This is a genomic window from uncultured Fluviicola sp. (genome assembly GCF_902168135.1).
GTDB lineage: Bacteria > Bacteroidota > Bacteroidia > Flavobacteriales_D > Crocinitomicaceae > Fluviicola.
Genome location: NZ_CABHOL010000052.1, coordinates 23,639 through 46,519, shown reverse-complemented (window position 1 = coordinate 46,519; position 22,881 = coordinate 23,639). Strand labels below are relative to the sequence as shown.

At 42.1% G+C, this 22,881-nt stretch carries 16 protein-coding genes; 10 read left to right on the top strand and 6 right to left on the bottom strand.

Annotated features, from left to right (window positions below; translation table 11 throughout):
• The first annotated feature begins 187 nt into the window (after window positions 1-187).
• Window positions 188-1,984: a long-chain fatty acid--CoA ligase gene (locus QZT69_RS17545; protein ID WP_367242404.1), complete on the top strand. Its 1,797-nt coding sequence runs from the start codon at window positions 188-190 to the stop codon at window positions 1,982-1,984.
• 37 nt (window positions 1,985-2,021) lie between these two features.
• Here the strand turns inward: QZT69_RS17545 and QZT69_RS17540 are convergent, their stop codons facing one another.
• Window positions 2,022-3,089, bottom strand: a complete 1,068-nt coding sequence (locus tag QZT69_RS17540; RefSeq protein WP_294678976.1) for a DNA topoisomerase IB — start codon at window positions 3,087-3,089, stop codon at window positions 2,022-2,024.
• A gap of 51 nt (window positions 3,090-3,140) precedes the next feature.
• A complete protein-coding gene (locus QZT69_RS17535; RefSeq protein ID WP_294678968.1) occupies window positions 3,141-5,282 on the bottom strand; it encodes a tetratricopeptide repeat protein in 2,142 nt (713 codons plus the stop codon).
• A gap of 154 nt (window positions 5,283-5,436) precedes the next feature.
• On the opposite strand from QZT69_RS17535, the gene QZT69_RS17530 reads away from it, so the two are divergent.
• The gene (locus tag QZT69_RS17530) at window positions 5,437-8,172 is read left to right on the top strand and encodes a fibronectin type III domain-containing protein (protein ID WP_294678961.1); all 2,736 of its coding nucleotides are present in this window, start codon (window positions 5,437-5,439) and stop codon (window positions 8,170-8,172) included.
• Window positions 8,173-8,415: 243 nt separating this feature from the next.
• A complete protein-coding gene (locus tag QZT69_RS17525) occupies window positions 8,416-10,269 on the top strand; it encodes a T9SS type A sorting domain-containing protein (protein ID WP_294678957.1) in 1,854 nt (617 codons plus the stop codon).
• A gap of 78 nt (window positions 10,270-10,347) precedes the next feature.
• On the opposite strand, the gene QZT69_RS17520 is transcribed toward QZT69_RS17525, so the two are convergent.
• Both QZT69_RS17520 and QZT69_RS17515 read right to left on the bottom strand, forming a co-directional pair.
• Window positions 10,348-10,950 carry a sigma-70 family RNA polymerase sigma factor gene (locus QZT69_RS17520; RefSeq protein WP_294678950.1) on the bottom strand — a complete coding sequence of 201 codons (603 nt, stop codon included), beginning with the start codon at window positions 10,948-10,950 and terminating at the stop codon, window positions 10,348-10,350.
• Window positions 10,941-12,077: a glycosyltransferase gene (locus QZT69_RS17515; protein ID WP_294678943.1), complete on the bottom strand. Its 1,137-nt coding sequence runs from the start codon at window positions 12,075-12,077 to the stop codon at window positions 10,941-10,943. The genes QZT69_RS17520 and QZT69_RS17515 overlap by 10 nt, the downstream gene beginning before the upstream one ends.
• Before the next feature lie 81 nt (window positions 12,078-12,158).
• Here QZT69_RS17515 and tgt point away from each other — a divergent pair, with 81 nt between their 5' ends.
• The 4 genes from tgt (at window position 12,159) to QZT69_RS17495 (ending at window position 15,507) form a co-directional block, all read left to right on the top strand.
• A complete protein-coding gene (tgt, locus tag QZT69_RS17510; RefSeq protein ID WP_294678937.1) occupies window positions 12,159-13,289 on the top strand; it encodes a tRNA guanosine(34) transglycosylase Tgt in 1,131 nt (376 codons plus the stop codon).
• Window positions 13,290-14,402 carry an LptF/LptG family permease gene (locus tag QZT69_RS17505; protein ID WP_294678932.1) on the top strand — a complete coding sequence of 371 codons (1,113 nt, stop codon included), beginning with the start codon at window positions 13,290-13,292 and terminating at the stop codon, window positions 14,400-14,402.
• Window positions 14,402-15,163, top strand: coding sequence for a DUF481 domain-containing protein (locus tag QZT69_RS17500; RefSeq protein ID WP_294678926.1), 762 nt, complete (start codon window positions 14,402-14,404; stop codon window positions 15,161-15,163). Before QZT69_RS17505 ends, QZT69_RS17500 begins: the two co-directional genes overlap by 1 nt.
• 128 nt (window positions 15,164-15,291) lie before the next feature.
• The gene (locus tag QZT69_RS17495; RefSeq protein ID WP_294678924.1) at window positions 15,292-15,507 is read left to right on the top strand and encodes a hypothetical protein; all 216 of its coding nucleotides are present in this window, start codon (window positions 15,292-15,294) and stop codon (window positions 15,505-15,507) included.
• A 236-nt stretch (window positions 15,508-15,743) separates the two neighbouring features.
• Here QZT69_RS17495 and QZT69_RS17490 read toward each other — a convergent pair whose 3' ends face one another.
• Window positions 15,744-16,973 (bottom strand): MFS transporter, encoded by a 1,230-nt coding sequence (locus QZT69_RS17490; protein ID WP_294678922.1) that lies wholly within the window; start codon window positions 16,971-16,973, stop codon window positions 15,744-15,746.
• Window positions 16,974-17,099: 126 nt separating this feature from the next.
• Window positions 17,100-19,235 (bottom strand): DNA mismatch repair protein MutS, encoded by a 2,136-nt coding sequence (locus QZT69_RS17485; protein WP_294678920.1) that lies wholly within the window; start codon window positions 19,233-19,235, stop codon window positions 17,100-17,102.
• Window positions 19,236-19,426: 191 nt separating this feature from the next.
• Here QZT69_RS17485 and QZT69_RS17480 point away from each other — a divergent pair, with 191 nt between their 5' ends.
• The 3 genes from QZT69_RS17480 (at window position 19,427) to dnaB (ending at window position 22,871) form a co-directional block, all read left to right on the top strand.
• Window positions 19,427-20,191 (top strand): exodeoxyribonuclease III, encoded by a 765-nt coding sequence (locus QZT69_RS17480; RefSeq protein ID WP_294678918.1) that lies wholly within the window; start codon window positions 19,427-19,429, stop codon window positions 20,189-20,191.
• A 303-nt stretch (window positions 20,192-20,494) separates the two neighbouring features.
• Entirely contained in the window at window positions 20,495-21,124 is a 630-nt protein-coding gene (locus tag QZT69_RS17475) for a porin family protein (protein WP_294678899.1), read from the top strand.
• Between the two features lie 172 nt (window positions 21,125-21,296).
• Entirely contained in the window at window positions 21,297-22,871 is a 1,575-nt protein-coding gene (dnaB, locus tag QZT69_RS17470; RefSeq protein ID WP_294678884.1) for a replicative DNA helicase, read from the top strand.
• The last annotated feature ends 10 nt before the right edge of the window (window positions 22,872-22,881 follow it).

Here is a 22,881-nt window from a genome sequence, read left to right as displayed (position 1 = left end):
CAAACACAAGTCATTAATTCTTTGTAACTTTCCAACTAGTTCATGAATTGCACTTGATCGAAGTTAGAAACTATATTCCCACAACGTAAAAATAAGAAGTAGTATCTTAACGGTTGGGTGTGAAAAAACAAACACTGGTTTTGAATGAACATTTTTGCATTATTGCTTAATTTTTAATACATATATTGTGAGTGCTATTACAACTGATATGAATGAAGTAAGACGACTGTTTGACGTGCCTGCTTATCAATTGAATAACTTTCCCAATCCCTCCATGTTTGTTACCAAAACCGAGGGGGTATGGGTACCTATGACGACCGAAGAGTTTGTAGCACTTACAAATCAAATCTCTAAGGGACTTGTGGAACTTGGTGTTTCCGTTGGTGAGAGAGTGGCATTGGTTTCCCCGAACCGGGTAGAGTGGAATATCATGGATATTGCCATTCAGCAGGTTGGGGCAATTGTAGTTCCGGTGTATCCGAATATTTCGGAGCACGACTATGTGTATATTTTTAACGACTCAGGAGTTCGTCATGCCTTTGTGGCCGGGGATGAACTGGGTCATAAGATCCAGGGCGTGAAGTCACAAATCCCGACTTTAGAGAAGATCTTTACCTTTGATCAGCTTGAAGACTTTACCAACTACAAGGAATTGATCGCTTTGGGTAAGGATGTTCCTCAAAATAAGATCTCGGAATTAAAGGCCAATGTGCGTAACGAAGATTTGGCGACTATTATTTACACATCCGGAACAACCGGGAATCCGAAAGGAGTTATGTTGTCTCACAATAACCTGCTTTCCAACGTGCTTTCCTGTAAAATCAGTATTCCTGCGGACGAACATTCGCGTGTATTGACATTCTTGCCGGTTTGCCACGTGTACGAACGCATGTTACACTACCTGTATATGTATTGTGGGTCTGCGATCTACTTTGCAGAATCAATGGATACCATCGGGGCGAACCTGAAAGAGGTAAAACCGCATGTGTTTACAGCTGTTCCGCGCTTACTGGAGAAAGTATTCGACCGTATCATGCTGACAGGAGAAGCATTGACCGGGTTTAAACGGAAGATATTCTTTTGGTCGGTTTCCGTTGCCGAGCAATACCATACAGGCAAATTAGGGTTCTGGTATAAATTGAAATTGGCAATTGCCCGAAAACTGGTATTCTCCAAATGGCAGGAGGCATTGGGCGGAGAGGTGAGAGCGGTAGCTTCCGGTTCTGCGGCACTTCAGCCTCGTTTAGCCCAGATTTTCCTGGCAGCAGGAATTCCGGTACTGGAAGGGTACGGATTGACAGAAACATCTCCGGTAATTTCTGTAAACTGCATGAAAAAAGGGATCAAGATAGGGACGGTTGGACCGCTGATTGACGGTGTAAAGGTGAAAATTGCAGAAGACGGAGAGATTTTGGTGAAAGGTCCGAACGTGATGATGGGCTATTTCAATCTGCCTGATAAAACAGCCGAAGCAATTGATTCCCACGGTTGGTTCCATACAGGAGATATCGGGACATTCGAGGATGGGATCTTCCTGAAGATTACTGATCGCAAGAAAGAGATTTTCAAAACTTCAGGTGGGAAATACATCATTCCACAGGCAATGGAAAATACCTTCAAGGAGTCGCGTTTCATTGAGCAGATCATGGTTTTGGGCGAAGGACAGAAATTCCCGTCCGCATTGATTGTTCCTGCATTCCCGTTTGTAAAGGAATGGGCAAACCGCAAGAATTTGCAAATCGGAACGAGCAACGAAGAAATTGCAAAGAATCCGGATGTGATTGCGCGCATTCAAAAAGAAGTAGACCGCATCAATGAAGGGTACGGAAGCTGGGAGAAGATCAAGAAGTTTGGATTGCTTCCAACCGAATTTGGAATTGCAACCGGCGAATTAACTCCTACGCTGAAGTTGAAAAGAAAAATAATCCTCGAGAAATACAAGGATATGGTTGATGGGTTCTATAAAGAAGATCATCACGAATAATTAAAATACAAATAGAAACCTGCAGGCACGTCTCGGTTTAACCGAGACGTGCCTGTTTGGTTTTATGGACTGAGATTTTCTTCAAAATCTTTAATAGCAATTTTTCTTCAGAGCAGAGCCATTTATCGGAAGAAGGAATATTTTTAATGTGCCTTTCCAGCTGACTGCTTTCGTAAAGCGATAAGATTTCCGGATGAACATAGTATTTTTTGCAGACAGTTCGTGTGTTGCCCAGTTGTTTGCTGACAAGGTCCAAAACCTCTATTGTTTTTTTCTTGCGTACGGATTCATTGTCCACGGGATCTGAATTCAAAAAATGATGCAGCGCACAGACGCTTGCCGACCAGGTCCGCAAATCTTTGGTAGTAAACGAATCCCCGGTATATTTCCGGATATAGGCATTTACTTTTCCCGAATCCAGTGTATGACGGTTTCCGGCCTGGTCGTAATATTGAAAGAGTGCTTTTCCGGGAATGTCGCGGCATTGTTTGACAATACGTGCCAATTGTTTGTTGCGCAGTGAAATGGTGTGATGGATTCCTTTTTTTCCGATAAAAGAAAAATGGATTTTTTCTCCCGAGATTTCTACATGTCTGTCCTTCAGGGTGGTCAATCCGTAAGATTTATTGGTTTTTTCATAACAGCTGTTCCCAACGCGGATCTGTGTTTCATCCATTAGGGCCAGAACAGCAGCGATTACCTTATCTTCGCTCAGTATTTTTTTTCTCAAATCACTCGCTATCTGTTTGCGAAGTTTCTTCATTGCATTTCCAAAATCAGTTAAACGCAGGAATTTCGATTCATTTCTCGACTTCTGCCACAGTGCGTGATAGCGGTATTGTTTTCTTCCGCGGGCATCTATTCCGGTGCATTGGATATGTCCGTTCGCATCTTTACAAATCCATACATTCTCCCAGGCAGGCGGTATGACCAAAGCTTTAATTCGCTGCAGCTGCTTTTCCGAGTCTAATTTTTTATTGCCGTAATAATATTCAAATCCTTTTCCTTTTCGCACACGGGAAATTCCGGCATCGGAAACCGACACGTAGATCAAATCAGCCATTTCAGGAAAGGCATCCAAATCGATAGTTTCTGCCAGAATCATAGCTTTTAAATTATCGATCGGTTTTTGATTCGGTGTTACACAATTATGAGATTAAGAATTTTTATGTTTTTTCGAAACAGATGCATGAACCATTTCATTCAGGTAAGATTTAAGTGTTGTTTCTGTGGACAAACCCAGTTTTTTCTTCAGGCGCTGGCGTGCTTTTTTGACACTTTCGTCTGTAATACCCAATAATTGTGATACCTCTTTATTGGAAAGCTGCATGTCAATGTATAGGAAGTGCTTGAGTTCATTTTGAGTCAGTGACGGATGTTTTTCAAGGAGTAAGTCTATCAATCCCTTATTTGCCCGATTGTAATGTGTGATGTAATTTTTCCAGAATTTCTCCTGGTTTTTTTCCTGTAAAAGCAATTGTTTGATTTCAACTGCCTGATTGTAGGAATAAGGGCTAATCAATTTTTCTTTCAGCGAAGAAAGGACTTTTCTGTTGCTTTCCAGTTCCAGCTGAGAAATGGCAGTTTCCAGGCTTAAATCAGCCAATTGCGCTTCTTTTTCCGCGAGTTCTTGTTCTGTTTTTTTCGTCTCCTGCATTTGACGACGGTATTCCGTGGTTTGGTTGATGCCTTCCAGAATGAACCCGTTTACGGTTGGATCTTCAGTCAGATTAATGATTGAAAACTGAACGGCAAACTTTTCTCCCCGATTCTCCCATATCCATAAGCTGGTTTGCTTTTTAAAAGGAGGTAAAGCGGTTACTATTTCTGAGAATGTAGTTTGTAAATTAGTTGGAAGAAATGCAGGAAGGGTTTGTGCCTGGTCATTCGGATCAATTCCGAATAGCTCAATGAAAGCTTGATTGCAGCTCAGGAAGCCTCCATTCCTTTTAACAACGGCAAATGGCTGCGGATTGAGCATCTGTGTTTCACGAATCCGTTCTTCTTTCTCGATAAGGCGCTTGTTAGCCGTATGGGTTTTGTTGCGCAGTCTCATGGTTATCCAACTGAAAATTCCCGCCAGGATCAGAACGATTAAAGTCAGTACGATAAAAATCCATAATACGGAGTTCCGGTGTGCAAGTCTTAAATTCCTGGAGGTAACCTGTTCATGGTCCAGTTTGATTTTTTGCAAATCCTGCTGGCTGCGAAGCAGGTTGTTTGCGACAATCATTTGTTCCTGGGATTGGGCCAATTGATTGATGGATGTCAAGCCGTGTTTGATGTAATTTTCCTCCCAGGCTTTCAAAGCTTCTTCCTGATAATAAACGGCGGAATCCAGGTTGTTAACTGACCTGAAATGGGAAGCCATCAAATGATAAAATTTGCGTTTTTGTTCCGGGATGTACTCCCGGTGAATGCACTTTTTCACGACTTCGGACCAGTGCCTAAAAGGCTTTTGTTCGTTCCGTTTATGGTATATTTCCATGTAAAGCAGCCCCATGTCTGCAATCCACAGCGGATTTTGAGTTTCGAAATACCATTTTTTTATTTCTGAAAGTTCTTTGAGTGCCCGCGAATAATTTCCCCTGTCCATATTGATCCGGGCGAATCCTTCATTGGCATAGTAAGAGATGGCGCGTATTTTTAAAGCAGATTCGGAAGCTTTTTCATAATAATGCCAGGCAGAATCAGTTTCTTTGAGTTCATAATAGACTTCGGCCATGTTCCAATAAGCGTATGCCCAGCCGCTTTCCCATTTTTTGTTTGACTTTTTGATTTCCAGTGCATGGGTGTAATAGTTTAAGGCGGTCTTGTAGGCTCCGAGCTTAAAATAAGTTTCTCCCAAATTATTAATGGCATGTGCATAATTATAGGTGTCAAACTTTTTAAATAAAGCCATCGCCCGGAGATAGTGCGACACGGTTGAGTCTATGATTCCTTTTTTAGAATAAATCAAAGCCAATCGTTCGTTTGCCCATGCCTGGTAATTGATTTTTGAGCATTTTTTGGCGTAAATCCGTGCATGTTGGAAGTACTTTTTAGCCAGGTCATTTTTGTTTTGGCTTAAATAACAGGTTCCATTCAGGTAATTTCCGTTAAAAGCAAGATCCCAGTCTTTTTTCCGAATGGCGGCGGAAACGAGAAGGTCTATCTTCTGAAGCTGTGTTTCTTTTGGGAGACTGTTGTAATTCGGGAATTGATGAAACAATTTTTCGAACCCAGGGCTCTGAGCGTTTGTTGAATTGAAATAGAAGCATGAAAGTCCCCAGATAAGGGTTGGAATAAGCCGTTTCATTTCGCAAAAGTATTCGCTTATTGTCTTATGAATGTTTAGAGACTTTTACCGGCGCGTGTTCTTCCTGTTAAGTTATATCGATGTCCACCGAATGTCCACCCGGAAACCTGCCGAAACCGACCTGCAAATTGGAGATTTGCTCAAAATTTTAATGATGAAAAAATTACTTAGCATTTTACTCGTAGTTGGAAGCGGGCTTTGGAATACACAAGCCCAGAGCATTTTTCCATATTTACAAGCCAAGACACACCAATCCATTTATATCAATTGGATTTCTTCGGCAACCGGAACTCCGACGATCGTTTACGGAACTACTCCCACAGCATTGAATATGACTGTTTCAGGTGGTCAGAACCAATTTGTGGATGGAGCAACGAGTTATTATTACAATACTTCGCACGTGATTAACTTACAGCCGAATACGAAGTATTATTATCGTGCTGAATTGAACGGTCAGTTCTCGGATACTTTGAGTTTTAAAACTTCTCCGCTGCCGGGTAATGCTTCTTCTGCCGACGGACATATGCGTTTTATGATCATGGGGGATAACCAAATTCAAACATCCGGAAGATACGATAGTTTAGTTGGTCAGGCCAAAAGAAAGATCGGACAAAAATACGGAGGCGATCCTTCGGATTTTATCGAGTTGACTTTTATGGTTGGAGACCAGGTTGATTTGGGAAACTTAAATCAATATAAGAACATTCATTTTGATTACAACAAGGCGCTTTCAGGATATATTCCTATTCAAACAACTGTTGGAAACCATGAAACTTATGGATCGATGGGAATGAATGCTTACTACTCACATTTTTACCTGGACCAAATGACTTACCAGGGAATTTCTTCCGGGAATGAGAATTACTATGCCTATCAATGCGGGAATGTTTTGTTTATCAGTTTGAGTTCCGAACACACGGGAGCGTCACAATTTACCTGGCTGGAAAGTGTTTTGAATGCAGCTGATACCGATAATACAGTGGATTGGATACTGACTTTTTCTCATAGGCCATACGAAGCAGAGCAATACGTCGGGGATATTTCATCCTGGGTAAAGAATACAGCCGTTCCTGAATGTCTCCAGCACGAAAAGTATGTAATGCATGTGGGAGCGCATCATCACTTGTATTCAAGAGGTCAATTGAAAGATGCTCCTGTTTATAATATTATTTCCGGAGGAACAGCGTGGGACCAGTATTGGGGACAATCCAACGAACAAGATTTTGAATACATCCAAAAAACCATTTCCAATTGGTGTTATAATATCGTGGATGTAGATGTCGCAAATGGAAAGATCGATATCGAAACTTATTCGATCGGTTCGCCTATCTTATTTTCGAATGGTGATTACAAAAACAATGAATTAGTAGATTCATTCCACAGGTACAAGAACCAGCCACAGCCAAACACTCCTGATATTCAGAATAACTTTCCCGATTCATTGGAGTTGCCGGTGACGATTCATTCCAGTGTATTTTCCACATCGACCTCCGAATTGTTAAACAGTACCGAATTCGAATTCGCCCAGTCGAATGATTTTGCGGTGATAGAGCATTATAAATTGCGCGATTATGAAAATCTATATGGCCAGGCACCGGGCCAGGCCGCGGATTCTTCGCAGGACTTAAATGCGGGAGTAAATATTCTGGATTATACCGTTCCTGCAGGTCTTTTGCCGAACGGATGGCATTATGTACGTGTCAGACACCGCGATCGCAATTTGGAATGGTCGAATTGGAGTCCCGTTGATTCCTTTAAAGTGTATAATTCGTTCAATACGGGGCCTTACCTGGTGATGGACTCCGCAGAATATCATACAGGTTCAATTCTAAAAGCAACCTATGTAAACGGTCCCGGAAATGCCACGGATTGGATTGGTTTGTATCAATTAGGGAACGTTCCGGGCAGCATTAATTCCGATGAATGGGCGTATTGTACCGGTTCAACAGGGATCATTAACTTCCAGGGAAGTGGAATTACTCCGAACAAACTTTATTTTGCAGGATTCTTCGAATTAGACGGCTACAATGAAGTTGCCGCACGCGATACTTTTTACTATGGAAGTATTCCGGTTATTACATCGGATACGAACGCATATCCTGTAGGTCAATCGATCAATTTGGATATCACACATGCACCGGCTGTTGCAGATTCAGTAGAAGTATTGAAAGTGGGATATGTGCATGGAGCTCAGGTATCTTCGTTCTGGGGGGCTGTATCTGCTCAAAACACGACCATTCCGATCGGTGCTCTGCCAAAAGGATATTATTCGGCGACTTATTATTTCAAAGGAAGTACGGTTATCGGTCAACCGTATTATTTCTCGGTCGGAGATACAATTACCAACTTATGGATTAACCAGCCGATCTACAATTTAGGGGATGACATTATTGCCAATTGGACGGACGCTCCGGGTATTGTCAAAGATTGGTTGGGGATTTACAACCAGGGTGATGATCCCAATGTTGATCCTTTATTGATTTACTCTTATTTTGACGGAGTTCCATTCGGAAGTAAAACATTGAATGATACACTGGTGCCAACTCAAACAGGAAACTATTTTATTGTGATGTTTACCAATGATTCCTATACCGAAGTTTCCAATCGCGTTTCTTTTACGATTGTTGATCCTTCTTTAGGATTAAATGAAATACAGCATGGAATTAATGTTTATCCGAACCCTGCGTCTTCCAATGCACCGACGGTTATCTCATCGGAGTATCCTATTGAGTTTATAACCATTTATAATGAAACCGGACAAAAGATTTACCATACGGAAAACGTATTTGATCAAAAGTATTCTTTGTTAACGGAGCAGCTTCCTGCAGGTTCTTATATAATTGAGGTTCAGGCAAGAAAATTATTCAGATACAAGCTTATTGTCAAATAATCCACTTTAAAAGAAATGAATTACTGAATACGAAAAGCCCCGGATGATTTTGTCCGGGGCTTTTATGCTAAATATTCACTCAAAAGGAGGCGTTTTACCGTTTTTCGGTCATCTAAATTTACCGTTGAATGCTCAGAAGTGGTTTTAGAGAGGGAGGAACGCGCATTTTGAAAAGTGAGATGGTTTTTTGACTGAATGGTGCTTTTATAGCTCTATTTTAGCGACTTAACTAATTTAATTCATATGAATCATAGATTAAAACAAATTTTGGTTGGATTGGCTTTGGTTTTAACCGGGGCATCTTATGCACAGCAGACAATTAATGTTTCCACCGGCTGGAATAATGGCGTTGTGCCCTTAAATACCCTGGAAGATTCCTGGAATGTCACGATTCCCGGTAATACCGTGGTTACTCCGAAAAGCTGCCAGAATGGCGGGCTGTGGGATTATAGCAGCAGCTGCAGCCGCTGGGTTTCTCCGGTTGTAGCATCCAATGGAACCGCCCTCAATTCTGCTGCAGGGACCTATACCTATCAATTAAATTTTACAATCACACCTCAGACTATTAATTGTGCCAGGTTTGTGATTAATGCTATTGGTGCTGATAATTCAATAACCGGTTTTAGCATCAATAATAACAATTACCTCCCGTCACTTGGAATGCCGAGTGGGAACAATCATTTTGATCCGTTGAAACAAAATGTGGAATTTTACATTACCCCTGCACATTTGACTGTAGGTACTAATACTATCACTGTTACGACCTACAATAATCCTTATAATGGACAAGGCACAGAAGCGGCATTCAATTTATGTGGAGAAATATATATTAATGAAGATTTCAATATTCATCCGGTAGTTACAGGACCTGCAACGATCTGCCAGGGAAGTCCTTTGACATTTGGAGGGTCTCTTGCTTTAGGCAGCAATCCTTCGACACATTATTTATGGAAGATTTTGGAATGTGATGCCGCGGGTAACCTGGTAAACGGCGGGTTTAGCTGGGAAATGTGGTATACGGGTGTTCCGACCGGTAATTTTACTTTTCCGTCAAACCTGAATATTACTTGTGGGAAGTATTATATGGCTGTATTGGCGGCCGTTCGTGAAAGCAGCTGTGCCAATTGGGCGCAGGATTTTCATATCTTCAGTTATGTTTGTAAACCAATTGCAAATGCAGGGGCCGATCAAACGATTTGCCAGGGAGAATGTGCTACTGTAGGTACTACTATTGGGAACAAAGGAGTTTCTTACAGCTGGACCGCCAACGGAGCGTCTGTTGGGTACGGTTTAACTACTTCGGTTTGTCCGGAAGTAACAACAACCTATACTGTTACGGCAACCAGTAATTTAACCGGATGCAGTAATACTGACCAGGTAGTAGTTACGGTATTGCCTAACGAACCACGATTCAATATTGCTACAAATACTTCTAATAACAATTATTACACGGTAACAGGAACACCGATTGTGATGAATGCAAATTTAGTTTCAGGTTTCGGACAGTATTGGGGGGTAGAGGAATTGGATGCAAATGGCAATTCCCTTTTTCACATTTCAAATCCTAATGTTTGGTGGTCATATCCGGCAAGTTGTACATTTACAGGTTTCGATGATTATTCCTTGAATTACTCAGGAACTTACAATACACTTCCAGGTTCGCCTTCTGCAGGACGTTTCCTTTACAACCATACTTACCGTATTACACGCGGAACATGGAACGATAACTGTGATTGGAACGCATATGCTTACATTTTGACTACCGTTAAAAGTGCAAACGAAGGAGGTTACCAGGTAATGGTTCAGGAAACAGAGGCTCCTGATTTCAAACCTTCGGTAAAAGAAGCAGTTGAAAATGCATGGAATATTAGCCCGAACCCGAGTGCGGGTATCTTTACTGTTGCGAGCGAATCCCAGGGAACAAAACAAACGGTATTTGAAGTGTTTGATTTGTTCGGTAAAAAAGTTGCAAGCAAAGTGATTGAAGCCGGAACTACACGCTTGTCACTTGACTTAAGCGGGAATGCTAAAGGCGTTTACATCCTGAATATTACAACGGATGGTGTGACTAAAGCTCATAAGATTATTACAGAGTAATCTCTTTTTTGTTTCGTCCGGAAACACGTAGGGCTGCGATTCATCGCAGCCCTACGTGTTTTATACTAAATCATTTATTTAAATAGCGTCTTTTGTCTGCTCCATCATTTGAGCCAGGAAGTCACGTGCCCGGAATAATTGGGCTTTTACGGTTCCTAATGGGAGATTTAATTCTTCGGCAATTTCTTCGTAGCTCAATTCTTCAAAGTAGCGTTTTTCGATCAGCTCCCGGTAGCGCGGCTTCAGTTTACTAACCAACTGACGCATGTGCTTCACTTTTTGGTTGTGAATGATGTGTTCCTCCGGGTCCCGAGTATCTGATTTTGCGTCGATACCCACTGCTTCTCCGTCTTCATTCGTATAGCCGGTATCCATAGATGTCAGCTTGATACGTTTTTTACGAATAAAGTCGATACAGTTATTGGAAGCGATTTTGAAAAGCCAGGTAGAAAAAGCAAAACTCGGAGAATATTGGTCGAGCCTGCTGAAGGCTTTTCCGAAAGCTTCGATCGTTAAATCGTCAGCATCGTCTGAGTTGCGGACCATCTTCATCATCATGAAATAAATAGATTCGCGGTATCGGTCCATCAATTGCGCATATGCAGCCTGGTCGCCGTTTCTTGCCTGGTCTACCAAAACCAGGTCTATGCGTGCCTTGTCCGATAAGTGATCTACTTCCATTTCGAAGAGTTTTTTTGCAATGCTGAATAATAAAAAAATGGAAGTATCAAAACATATACCAAGTCCGTAATAGGCAGTAGCGCAATAAATCCCGGGGCTTTCAACTTTTTAAAACAAAGTCCCAAAAGCCACCATTTTATTGCTGTTACAAAACCAAAACCTGCTAAAGCATGTATCCACCATCCACTTTGTAAAATCAAAAGAACGAAAGATATCAGCATCAAAATCAGCGTGGCAGGATATATTCCTAACATTGCTTTTTTGAAAACCTTGTATCGAGGAGAGGTGGTGTAGTGCCGCGATTTTTGAAGTACGAACGATTCCCAGTCTTCTTTCGCTTCGCTGTATTGGAAAGAATCCGGATCCAATTGAATGGTATAATTGCTTTTCCTTGCAGCTTCTTGTATGAACAGGTCGTCATCACCCGACATCAGGGAATAATGCGACTTAAACCCGTTGGTGGATTTGAAAACTTCTTTTGTGTAAGCCATATTCCGGCCAACTCCCATATAAGGGATTTTGTTAATTGCCATGGAAAAGTAATTCACTGCAATCATAGTAGTGTCAAAACGTATGATTTTATTCAGGAATCCTTTTTTCTTCCGGTATGGGCCATAGCCTAAAACGATCTGTTTCTTCTCATTGAAACGTTCCGCCATTTTTCGCAGCCAGAATTCGCTTGCGGGAGTGCAATCCGCGTCCGTTAGTACCAGGTGCTCGTATTGCGCTTTTTTGATCCCTAAAGTCAAGGGGAATTTTTTACTGGGTGTCAAATGTCTGCTTCTTTCCACTTCCATTACAACGAGGTTCGGGTATTGCCGGCTCAGCGCATCCAGTAAATACCTCGAATCGTCCAGGGATTGATTGTTAATCACAACCACTTCAAACGGAGCCGGGTAATCCTGTTCCAGGATTTTGGGAAGGTTCTCATATAAATTATCTGATTCATTGCGTGCAGCAATCACGATCGATACCGGAGGCAAATTGGATTGGGCAGGCTTACCTTTCCAAAAAGCCAGTCTCCCGAAGAAGAAAATGGAATAAAGCAATTGAATAAGCAGTAATCCTGCAAAAATCCAAAAGATATAAAATACGCCTGGTTCCTGTAGTTCGGGGATAATTTTCATTAAAGTCTCTTCTTCGCATACAAAGATGGGGCTCTTTCCGAAATCCCCTTATCTTTGCAGCGTTTATTTTTCAACACAATTATGCACTTTGAACTGAAGCATACCGACCCACATTCGAAAGCAAGAGCCGGATTGGTCCACACGGATCACGGAACCATTGAAACTCCGATCTTTATGCCTGTTGGGACTCAGGGTACAGTAAAAGGCGTTCATCAACAGGAATTGCGGGACGATGTGGAAGCCCAGATTATTTTGGGGAATACTTTTCATTTATACCTGCGTCCGGGACTGGAAGTCATTGAAGGGGCAGGAGGATTACATCAGTTCATTGGCTGGGAAAGACCGATCTTAACAGATAGTGGCGGCTACCAGGTGTATTCGTTGGCTACAAGCCGTAAAATTACCGAAGAAGGTGTTCGTTTTCAATCACATCACGACGGAAGCTATCATTTCTTTTCGCCGGAAAGAGCGATCGATATCCAGCGCACAATCGGGGCAGATATCATTATGGCTTTTGATGAGTGTACACCATATCCCTGCGACTACAATTATGCGAAAAGATCAATGCACATGACTCACCGCTGGTTGAAACGTTGTATAACCCAAATGGATTCGACAGAGCCGAAATACGGTTATTCCCAGGCTTTATTCCCGATTGTACAGGGAAGTGTTTACCCGGATTTGAGGAAGGAATCTGCAGAATTTATCGCAGAACAAGGTGCTGTTGGAAATGCCATCGGAGGATTATCCGTGGGGGAACCGGATGAAGATATGTACAGCATGACCGATTTGGTCTGCTCCATTCTCCCGACGGACAAGCCGCGTTATTTGATGGGAGTAGGGACACCTGTAAATATTCTGGAATCCATTGCGATGGGCGTAGATATGTTTGATTGTGTGATGCCTTCACGCAATGCACGCCACGGAATGTTGTTTACTTCCGAAGGAACGATCAATATCAAAAATCACAAGTGGAAAATGGATTTTTCTCCGCTGGACCCGAATGGTACGGCTTATGTGGACCAGGTTTACACAAAAGCCTATTTGCACCATTTGATCAAAGCAAAGGAAAATTTGGCCATTCAAATTGCGACAATTCACAATTTAGCCTTTTATTTGGCGTTGGTTAAGGAAGCCCGCAGAAGAATTCTGGATGGGACTTTCAGGGTCTGGAAGGACGAACAAGTTAAAAAACTGGGAAGAAGGATTTAAATGCTCAAGATCTTAGATCGCTATATCATTCGGAAGTTTCTCACAACATTCTTTTTTATGTTGGGGATTATTATGCTTTTGGCCATGGTTTTCGATGTTGCCGAGCGTTTATCTGAGTTTATCAGCAACCAGGCGCCTTTAAAGGCAATTATTTTTGATTACTATTTCAATTTCCTGCTTTACTACGGAAATACATTCTCGTCCATGATCGTTTTCATTTCTGTGATCTGGTTTACAGCGAAAATGGCGCAGGAAGCGGAAATTATCCCGATGCTCAACAGCGGAAGACCTTTTACCCGGATTCTCCGTCCGTATATGATCGCGGCAACAATCCTGATGCTGATGTCTTTGGTGTTGAACCACTTTGTGCTTCCAAGAGCGAATCGGGTCCGGCTTGACTTTGAGGAATCATTTTACCGCGACCGTTTATTGGTGGAAAATTACCATGCGGAATTTCCTGGAAATGAGTTGGTTCATTATGCGAGTTATAATTCTCATGAGAATATCATCAATGATTTTGTCATTGAAAAATACGATAAGCACAACCGCCTGGTTCACTTTTTAAAAGCGCGAACGGCAACTGTTGCACCTGATTCATCAAACTGGCATTTGGTTGATGTGTTCGAGCGGGTGATCAGCTTTAATGATACACTCCCGTTTAAAGATCAGGTGGTGAATCAAAAAATGGACCTGATCGAAAAACACAATAAGGATACAATTCTGCCTTATAAGATCGAAGACATGGCTATCCGGGATAATATTGCCGAAGCGATGACTTATACCGAATTAAAGGCATTTATTAAAAAGGAACGGGAGAAGGGAAATGCCAATACACCGAGTTTCGAAATAGAACTTTACCAGCGTACCAGTTATCCCTGCGCAACTTATGTCCTGACTTTGATCGGGGTGAGTGTTTCGAGCAGGAAGAAACGCGGCGGTATCGGTGTGAATATTGCAATCGGTTTGCTGTTTGTATTCATCTATATTTTCGCCATGAAAGTGACAACAGTTGCGGCTACAACGGTTGGTTTTCCTCCGGTTGTAGCGGTATGGCTCCCGAATATTATCTTTGGTGTCCTGGCTATATTTATGTATCGCGTTGCTCCTAAATAATGAGATTCATTGTTTTATTTTGTTTATTGGCAGGGGGTATTTATCGATTACACGCGCAAATTGTAAATATTGAGAACCGGCGTATTTATGAAGATACTTCAGGCTGGAGCGGTGCATTGGATGCAGGGTTTTCCGTAACTCAAAACTCACCGGATATCTTGTATTCGGGGAATTTCCGCCCAAGGGTGCAATACAAAAACCGTAAAAATCATTACCTGGTAATCACTGACCTGAATTATGCGGCGTCTAATAAAACAACCTATGCCAATTCCGGGATGGCCCACTTCCGGTATGCGAGGCGGATTAAAAACAGCCCGTGGAAATGGGAAGCTTATACGCAGATTCAATACAACCAGCTGTTGAACCAGCGCATCAGGTATTTGATAGGGACCGGTCCGCGCTGGAAGTTTATCGATACGAACAACGTACGCTTTTTTGTAGGAACCTCTGCTTTCTGGGAATATGAAGAGTTAACGGAAGATGGTGTTATTAATGACAATATGCGCTGGAGTAATTACCTGAGTTGGTTTATTCGTACCAAAACAGGGTTCAGCTTTTCAGCTACCACTTATTACCAGCCAAGATGGGACCGGTTTAATGATTTTCGCTTCTCCGGACAGTACACAATCGGCCAGGCGATCACCAAAAGGTTAGACATGCGTTTTGAATTTAACATCTATTATGACAGTGCGCCGCCGGTAAATGTGAGGAAAACAGTTTTTAGTTCATTGGCCGGGATTCACTTGCGTTTAGGGGAATAGTGCTGTTTTTAGATGTCTGTTTTTGATCTTTTTTTGAATCATCCCGATTCTTTTTTAACAAACGTTGATTTTTTCGCCTTTCTATTCGAGTTATCTTAATTAGGAATTAGAAACTAAAAACAGAAATTATGAAAAAGTTAGTTTTGGGAGTTTCAGCAATGGCATTGTTGGGCCTGGCATCGTGTAAGAAGGATTATGATTGTGAGTGTACGTACCAAAATACAGGTAGTACAACTGTCACAGAGCACAAGACCATTAAGAATTCATCGTTGGATGACGCGAAAAAAACCTGTGATGGTTACGAAACGGATGGTTCTATTGTGAAAACATGTACACTTTTATAGTGTAAAGTTTCATATGATTGATAGGGTTAAAACCTTTCAGTATATAATAAATGCCCTGTCTTGAAATAAATTGGCACGATCTCTTTCAAGACGGGGTTTTATTTTTTTAGTAAATCAAATGTTCAAATGTTCAAATGTTCAAATGTTCAAATGTTCAAATGTTCAAATGTTCAAATAATTTCATCTAAACAACTTTTCACTTTTCAATTGTCCATTTTCAATTATTTAAACCTTCCTTAGAATTCATCCAAATGAGCGTGTGCAACATCGTTTCTACGGCTAAGCAGAAAGAAAATGAGCATTGTGAGGGCACTGAAGAAGAAGCCAACTCCTGCAACGATAGTTGTTATCGCGTAATTTCCATCACCAATTGCCTCGTAAATCTTATTCCCGATAAACATGGAAAGAAAACCGTACATAGCCAATGCTGCTCCCGAATAAGTGCCCATCAATTTCTTGGGAGCATATTGAAGGATGAGGCTTAAGAAGATCGGCACGATTAAAATTTCTCCGATAAAATTCAAACACAGAAAAGCGGTCATGAACTTGGGATCATCGGTTTGACTATTCGACATAGTAATGATTGCCGCGAGAATGGAAATAGTAGCAGCTCCGAACCCGATACTGATCTTTAAAAGCGGAGAGAACTTGAAACGGTTCCATACAATTCCGAAGATCAGGTAGCCAATCAGTGGAATGAGGGTCGGTATCATGCTGATAAATAAACTGTTGTCGGAAGATCTGAATCCGCTGTAATTAAAATTCTGCATGGTACGGTTCAAAAGTGTTTCGAACAGCCAGTAAACGAACAGGCCTAAAATGGAAAGGAAAATGACCTCGTTGATACGGCTTCCAAATTCCTGGTTTGCGCGGATTTCATCAGCTGGTTCCTGTGGTTTTTTGATCAGGAAACACAGTCCGATAATAATCAGGAAGCAGATAATACAGGTTGTGAACCCGCTTTTGAAGGTTTCGGCTAATTCCAGGTAGCGGAATGCTCTTGGTGCAAGAAAGGACCCGAGATTAATAGCGAAAATACTCAGGGTCATTGCTCCGTCCATTTTCTGTTTCCGATCGGAATAAACCGTTCCTATCGATTTTAAGATGGCCGGTGAGAAAATGCATTGCCCTACAATGAAGACAAACATTCCCAAATAGAACATTCCAAGCGTTTCCTTCATAAACAGCAGAATTCCGAAAATCTGGAGTGCACAACTAACAATAATCGCGATTTTGGGACCGAGTAAAAAGTCTACGATCAATCCGCCGAAAATACGCGCAAACAATAATGCAGAAGCAAATGTGAGCAATAGCTCATTAGCATCATCACCATATAAATTCATGGACTCGCTGATGAGGTAGCTGTAGGCAAAGGTTTGCAGTCCGTAAAAAGCAAATCGTTCCAGGAAAAGTAAACTGTTTAGAATGCTTGATTGTCCTAAGTAGTATTGATTTTTAGCTGGCATAGTTATTTTTTATAGAGTTCAAAAGAGTTCAAAAGAGTTCAAAAGAGTTCAAAAGAGTTCAAAAGAGTTCAAAGATTAGAACTTTAATCAAAAATTGATCGTTTGAACCGTTTTAACTTTTGAACATTATTTGATCCACATTAATTTTTCCCGTTCTACTTTTAAGCGCATAAACCCGAAAGCAACCGTTAAAATGTGTCCTTTGATTTCTTCGACGGTACCGCTTTGTTTGGTTTCGATCATTTTCACTGTTGAGCCGACTACAATTTTATCCCTTTGATAAGTGTCTTCTTCCTGTTTTTGTGTTTTGCGTTTTTTAGCAACCGGTTTTTGTGGTTTGGCCTGCGCTTTTATTAATTCCACTTTTCGTTTTGCTTCCTCAATTTTGGACTTCTCTACCATGAGGTATTTGCGCACGTCCTCCATCAACGGATTGTTGGCGTCTTTCTTCCGGGTACGTGTCTGATAACGGTCAATGAAGGATTTCATTTTCTTACCCGAATTAATGAACAGGTTGTTTTTCTCCGCTAATTCCTGTTGATTGCGCAGGCGTTCATCGATCCGCTCTTTCTTTTCAATGAATTCCATGCGGGCATTATTTGCAAGTTCCTGTGCCTCGATGTGTTCCTTGTTCAAACGCTGCAAGTACATTTTTTCTTTGTTGAGCTCATTGAGCAAATGGTCCATCTTCACGCGGTTCTGGTCCAGTTTGCCTTTGGCTTGTTCAATCAAATCCATTGGGATTCCGTTCATTTGAGCAACTTCAAAAGTGAAAGAACTTCCGGGTTGTCCCATGGAGAAGCGGTACAAGGGTTCCAATGTCTCTGTATTGAAAAGCATGCATCCGTTTACCGCATTCGGCAGCCGGTCAGCTTTCAGCTTGATATTGGCGTAATGTGTGGTAATTACTCCATAAGATTTCCGTTTGTATAATTCCTCGAAAAATACTTCAGCTAATGCTCCGCCGAGTTCCGGGTCGGATCCCGTTCCGAATTCGTCCAACAATAATAACGTTCTTCGGTTGGAAACCTTCAGGAAGAATTTCATGCGCTTCAACCGGTAGGAATATGTACTCAATTCGTTTTCAATGGATTGATTGTCTCCAATATCAGTCAGCACTTGTTGGAAGAAACAGAATTTACTGTTCTCATGAACAGGGATTAACAACCCGGCCTGCAGCATAATCTGCAACAATCCGATTGTTTTCAGTGTAATGGATTTACCTCCCGCATTCGGACCTGAAATAACGAGTATTCTGCTGTTAGCATCCAGGATCAGGCTCTGCGGAAGCGTTACTTTTCCAAGTGCTTTATTGGTTTTCCAAAGAATCGGGTGGTAGGCGTCGATTAATTCTATCCGGGTATTTCGTACGATTCCCGGCAGGTTTGCATCCAGGTCAAGTGCGAGTTTGGTTTTTGCATTGATGAAATCGAATTCCACCAATAATTCCTGGTAAGCCTCAATCAATGGCAGGTGATGTGCAATTTCCCGGGTTAACTCCTGCAGGATGCGGAAAATTTCCTTCCGTTCATCGTCCAGGGACATTTCCAGTTCGTTATTCAAAGGAATATTGATCGCCGGTTCAATGAAGGTCAAACTTCCGGTTTTGGACGAACCGACTACCATTCCGCCGATCTTGCGTTTGTGACTGGATTGCACGGTTAAAACTCGTCGTTCATTGATGAAGGCTTCTTTCGTATCGCCGAGTAATCCTTCTTTCAGGTAACGGCGCATTTCTTTGTCGAAATTGCGGTTAATCTGGTTGCGGAGTTTGGTAATTTGTTGTCGGATTGCGTATAATTCCGGAGAAGCATCGTCTTTGATCTGGCCTCTGCGGTCAAATACTTTTTCAATGGCTTCGATTAATTCCCGGGTAAAATAGACGTTTTTCAGCAATGCAAACAGGTTCGGAAAATCCTGCGAACGCTTGTCGAAGAAATGCAGCATGTGGTTCACCAGTTCGGAAGCACGTGTAATGCGCACAAAGCCTTCCTGCTGAAGTACGGCATTGTGAATAGGAAGTAACTTAATCTCAGCCAGCAATTCTTCGAAGTCAAGTGCAGGGAAAGATTCTCCTTCCACACGAATGCGTTTGAATTCGTTCAATCGGAGCAGTTCAAATTCGATCGCATCGAAATCATTATTCGGCGACAGGTCTTCCAATCTTTTTTGAGCGGTTGCTCCAATACTGAACGCAGCGAGCCATTCCCTGATTTGATTGAATTCTAAATCGTGAAGTGTTTGCTGATCAAATCCTTTCATACTGTAAAAATAATGGCAATTTAGGATCGGACAATGCCTCGAAAAGAATCATGTGATGTTTTTTTAGTTTTCATCGAAAATCAATCAACAAAATTCTATTTTTACTACCTCAAAGTTTGTCCGAACAATCGCTAAAGTGATTGAGTGTAGTCGAAAGCATCCTTAGATTTAACTGTAAACTTCTTTTAGTAATGAAACTTCTCTCTTTTAATGTCAACGGAATCCGTGCAATAGCCGGAAAGTCATTTATCACCGATATGCAGCAGGTGAATGCGGATGTTATTTGTCTGCAGGAAACAAAAGCTACTGTAGAACAAGTATTGGAAACGGTAAAGCCTTTGGGTTATCCGTTTGTGTATGCCAATGAGGCGGGAAGAAAAGGATATTCCGGAACGGCAATTATTTCAAAGATGGAACCGATCTCGGTGGTTTACGACATGGGAGTTGCCGAGCATGATGAAGAAGGGCGCGTGATATGTGCGGAATACGATCAATTTTACCTGATCACCGTTTACGTACCGAATTCGGGAAGTGAATTGCTGCGCTTGCCTTACCGCCAGGCATGGGATGCAGATTTTCTAAAATATCTGAAAAACCTGGAAGCGAAAAAGCCGGTTATTGTTTGCGGAGATTTCAACGTGGCTCACAAAGCAATTGATCTGGCACGCCCGAAAGCGAATTACAATAAATCAGCCGGATTCATGCAGGAAGAAATTGACGGAATGGATGCTTTTGTAGGGAGCGGACTGGTTGATTCCTGGCGTGTATTGAACGGGGATGAGATCAAATATAGCTGGTGGAGCTACCGCGGCGGTGCAAGAGAGAAGAACGTGGGCTGGCGGATTGATTATTTCTTAGTCTCCGAAGCATTTGTTCCAAGTTTGAAAGCAGCAACTATTCATAATGAGATTATGGGGTCTGACCATTGCCCGGTTGGATTGGAATTAGCATTGTAATAAAACAACATAGGAACATAATGCACATAGTTTTATGTGGATTATGTTCCACTATGATAAACACTTCAAAAATATCTATGTGTTCTATGTGGCCTATGTGGTTAAATCCAGATGTGATTTCCAAAATGAAAACCCTCTTTTTCAAAATGAAACTAATATTCCTTTTTGGCACAGCCATTATTTTTAAACCATCCTTTTGAATCCCTTTTCCCCGTTAGTGTTTAAGTTTTTTTAAGAGTGCACAAACCTTGTATGGGCATGGATTTGGCCTTTGGTGTTTCAAACGGATTAAAAAATTGAAACATGAAAAAGCTTACGACAATGCTGATAGCATGCATTTCACTGTTCGGGACGAATTTGAATGCACAGGAAGATTACAGGGGGAATTTGAAATTCGGGTTAAAGGCCGGTGCTAACTACTCCAATGTCTGGGACGAACAGGACAATGATTTTGAGGCAAACGGGAAAGCAGGTTTTGCAGGAGGTGCTTTCTTGCACATTCCGATCGGGAAATTCTTAGGGGTTCAGCCGGAGGTTTTATTCTCTCAAAAAGGGTTTCAGGGTTCGGGTTCAATCCTTGGCCAGGAATATGCCTTCAAGCGTACAACGAACTATTTGGACGTACCAATCCTGTTTACTTTTAAGCCGTTTCCGGCATTTTCGATCGTTGCAGGTCCGCAATACTCTTTTTTAATGAGCCAGGAAGATAATTTCACTACAGGATCTTCTTCTGCTACTGAATTCCGTGATTTCGACACGGATATTCGCCGAAACACGCTTGGAGCAGTAGTCGGTTTTGACGTTAACGTAAACCACTTTGTGGTGTCTCCGAGAGCAGGATGGGATTTTCAAACGAACCATGGCGATGGTTCCTCATCCGCTCCACGCTATAAAAATCAATGGCTTCAGCTAACACTGGGTTACAGATTCTAGTCTCGAAGCCTGTTATTGATTTGGAAAGTCCTTTCGGTTTAACTGAGGGGACTTTTTTTGGTTGGTTTCATCTGAGAAATTAGACGATGTTTATAACCTGTTAATTACCTTTTCGTAACTAATTATTTTGATTTCGATCTGAAGCCTGCTTTTGATTCCGTATCTTTGTTCAATGGAAGAACAACAGTCGAACAATTCCCGTAGGGTAGGAGCTCGTACCAAGAATACTATTTTACCGCTTGCAAATGAAATGGGGAAAATTCCACCCCAGGCAATTGATGTAGAACAAGCCGTTCTCGGAGCAATGATGCTGGATAAAAACGCCGTCACCGATACCATTGATATGTTGTCGGCGGAAAGTTTTTATGATCCGAAGCATACTTACATCTATGGAGCAATCCGTGAATTATTCGGAACTTCCAATCCGATTGACTTATTGACAGTTGCCGATAGACTGAAGCAGAACGGTGAGCTTGAAGCTGCCGGCGGAGTGGTTTATCTCTCTTCCCTCACACAGCGGGTGGGTTCGGTTGCACACATTGAGTATCATGCACGGATCATTGCTCAGAAGTACATTCAGCGGGAAGTTATCCGCATGTGCTCAGAGACATTGAGGGATGCTTATGATGAAACGACAGACGTTTTTGAATTGCTGACCAAGGCCGAAGGAGCTTTGTTCGGGATTGCCGAAAACAACATGAAAAAAACAGTTTCAACCATGAATATCGTGGTGAGTGAAGCGATTAAGGAAATTGAACAGGCAGCTAAAAACAGCGACGGACTTTCGGGAGTTCCAACCGGTTTCCGCAAGCTGGATGAATTGACTTCCGGGTGGCAGCGCTCCGATATGATTGTAATTGCGGCACGTCCGGCAATGGGAAAAACCGCATTCGTATTGTCCATGGCGCGAAATACCGCTGTTGATTTCAATATGGGGGTGGCGATCTTCTCCCTGGAGATGTCTTCCGTGCAGCTGGTAAAACGTTTGATCTCAGCAGAAAGTATGATTTCCGCAGAGAAACTGAGAAAAGGAAAACTGGAGGAATATGAATTCCAGCAGCTGTATACGCGTGTGACGAAACTCGCTGAAGCACCTATTTACATTGATGATACTCCCGGTTTGAGCGTCTTCGATTTACGGGCAAAATGCCGCCGATTGAAAATGCAGTACGATATCCAAATGGTAATTATCGATTACTTGCAGCTGATGTCGGCCGGTGGTGGAAAAGGAACCGGTAACCGGGAGCAGGAAATTTCAACGATCTCCCGTTCCATCAAAGAAATTGCCAAAGAACTGAACGTCCCGATTATTGCGCTTTCCCAGCTTTCCCGTTCGGTGGAAACCCGTGGAGGGGATAAACGCCCGGTGCTTTCGGATCTTCGTGAATCAGGAGCGATCGAGCAGGATGCCGATATTGTTGGATTCTTGTACCGACCGGAATATTACGGGATCACTACTGCTGAAGATGGTTCATCCAACGAAGGTGTCGGTGAGATCATTATTGCAAAACACCGAAATGGTGGTTTGGAGAATGTGCGGATGCGTTTCGTTGGGAAATATGCGCGTTTCGAAAATATGGAAGATCAGTACAATTCCGGAGGCGGTGATTTTAATCCGACTTCAATGAGTGCCGGAATGTCTATGAACCGTGGATTTGATGAGGCACCGAGAACAATTACTTTGGGAAGTAATATGAACAATGTTCCGGATGAAGATTTTAACGGTCCGGACGAAACACCTTTTTAACAGGTTGATT

Coding starts and splice junctions, on each gene's coding strand:
- QZT69_RS17490 (WP_294678922.1), bottom strand. CDS start 16,973: ATGCCAGCTAAAAATCAATACTACTTAGGACAATCAAGCATTCTAAAC.
- tgt (WP_294678937.1), top strand. CDS start 12,159: ATGCACTTTGAACTGAAGCATACCGACCCACATTCGAAAGCAAGAGCC.
- QZT69_RS17530 (WP_294678961.1), top strand. CDS start 5,437: ATGAAAAAATTACTTAGCATTTTACTCGTAGTTGGAAGCGGGCTTTGG.
- QZT69_RS17475 (WP_294678899.1), top strand. CDS start 20,495: ATGAAAAAGCTTACGACAATGCTGATAGCATGCATTTCACTGTTCGGG.
- QZT69_RS17485 (WP_294678920.1), bottom strand. CDS start 19,235: ATGAAAGGATTTGATCAGCAAACACTTCACGATTTAGAATTCAATCAA.
- QZT69_RS17535 (WP_294678968.1), bottom strand. CDS start 5,282: ATGAAACGGCTTATTCCAACCCTTATCTGGGGACTTTCATGCTTCTAT.
- QZT69_RS17520 (WP_294678950.1), bottom strand. CDS start 10,950: ATGGAAGTAGATCACTTATCGGACAAGGCACGCATAGACCTGGTTTTG.
- dnaB (WP_294678884.1), top strand. CDS start 21,297: ATGGAAGAACAACAGTCGAACAATTCCCGTAGGGTAGGAGCTCGTACC.
- QZT69_RS17525 (WP_294678957.1), top strand. CDS start 8,416: ATGAATCATAGATTAAAACAAATTTTGGTTGGATTGGCTTTGGTTTTA.
- QZT69_RS17505 (WP_294678932.1), top strand. CDS start 13,290: ATGCTCAAGATCTTAGATCGCTATATCATTCGGAAGTTTCTCACAACA.
- QZT69_RS17495 (WP_294678924.1), top strand. CDS start 15,292: ATGAAAAAGTTAGTTTTGGGAGTTTCAGCAATGGCATTGTTGGGCCTG.
- QZT69_RS17540 (WP_294678976.1), bottom strand. CDS start 3,089: ATGATTCTGGCAGAAACTATCGATTTGGATGCCTTTCCTGAAATGGCT.
- QZT69_RS17515 (WP_294678943.1), bottom strand. CDS start 12,077: ATGAAAATTATCCCCGAACTACAGGAACCAGGCGTATTTTATATCTTT.
- QZT69_RS17500 (WP_294678926.1), top strand. CDS start 14,402: ATGAGATTCATTGTTTTATTTTGTTTATTGGCAGGGGGTATTTATCGA.
- QZT69_RS17480 (WP_294678918.1), top strand. CDS start 19,427: ATGAAACTTCTCTCTTTTAATGTCAACGGAATCCGTGCAATAGCCGGA.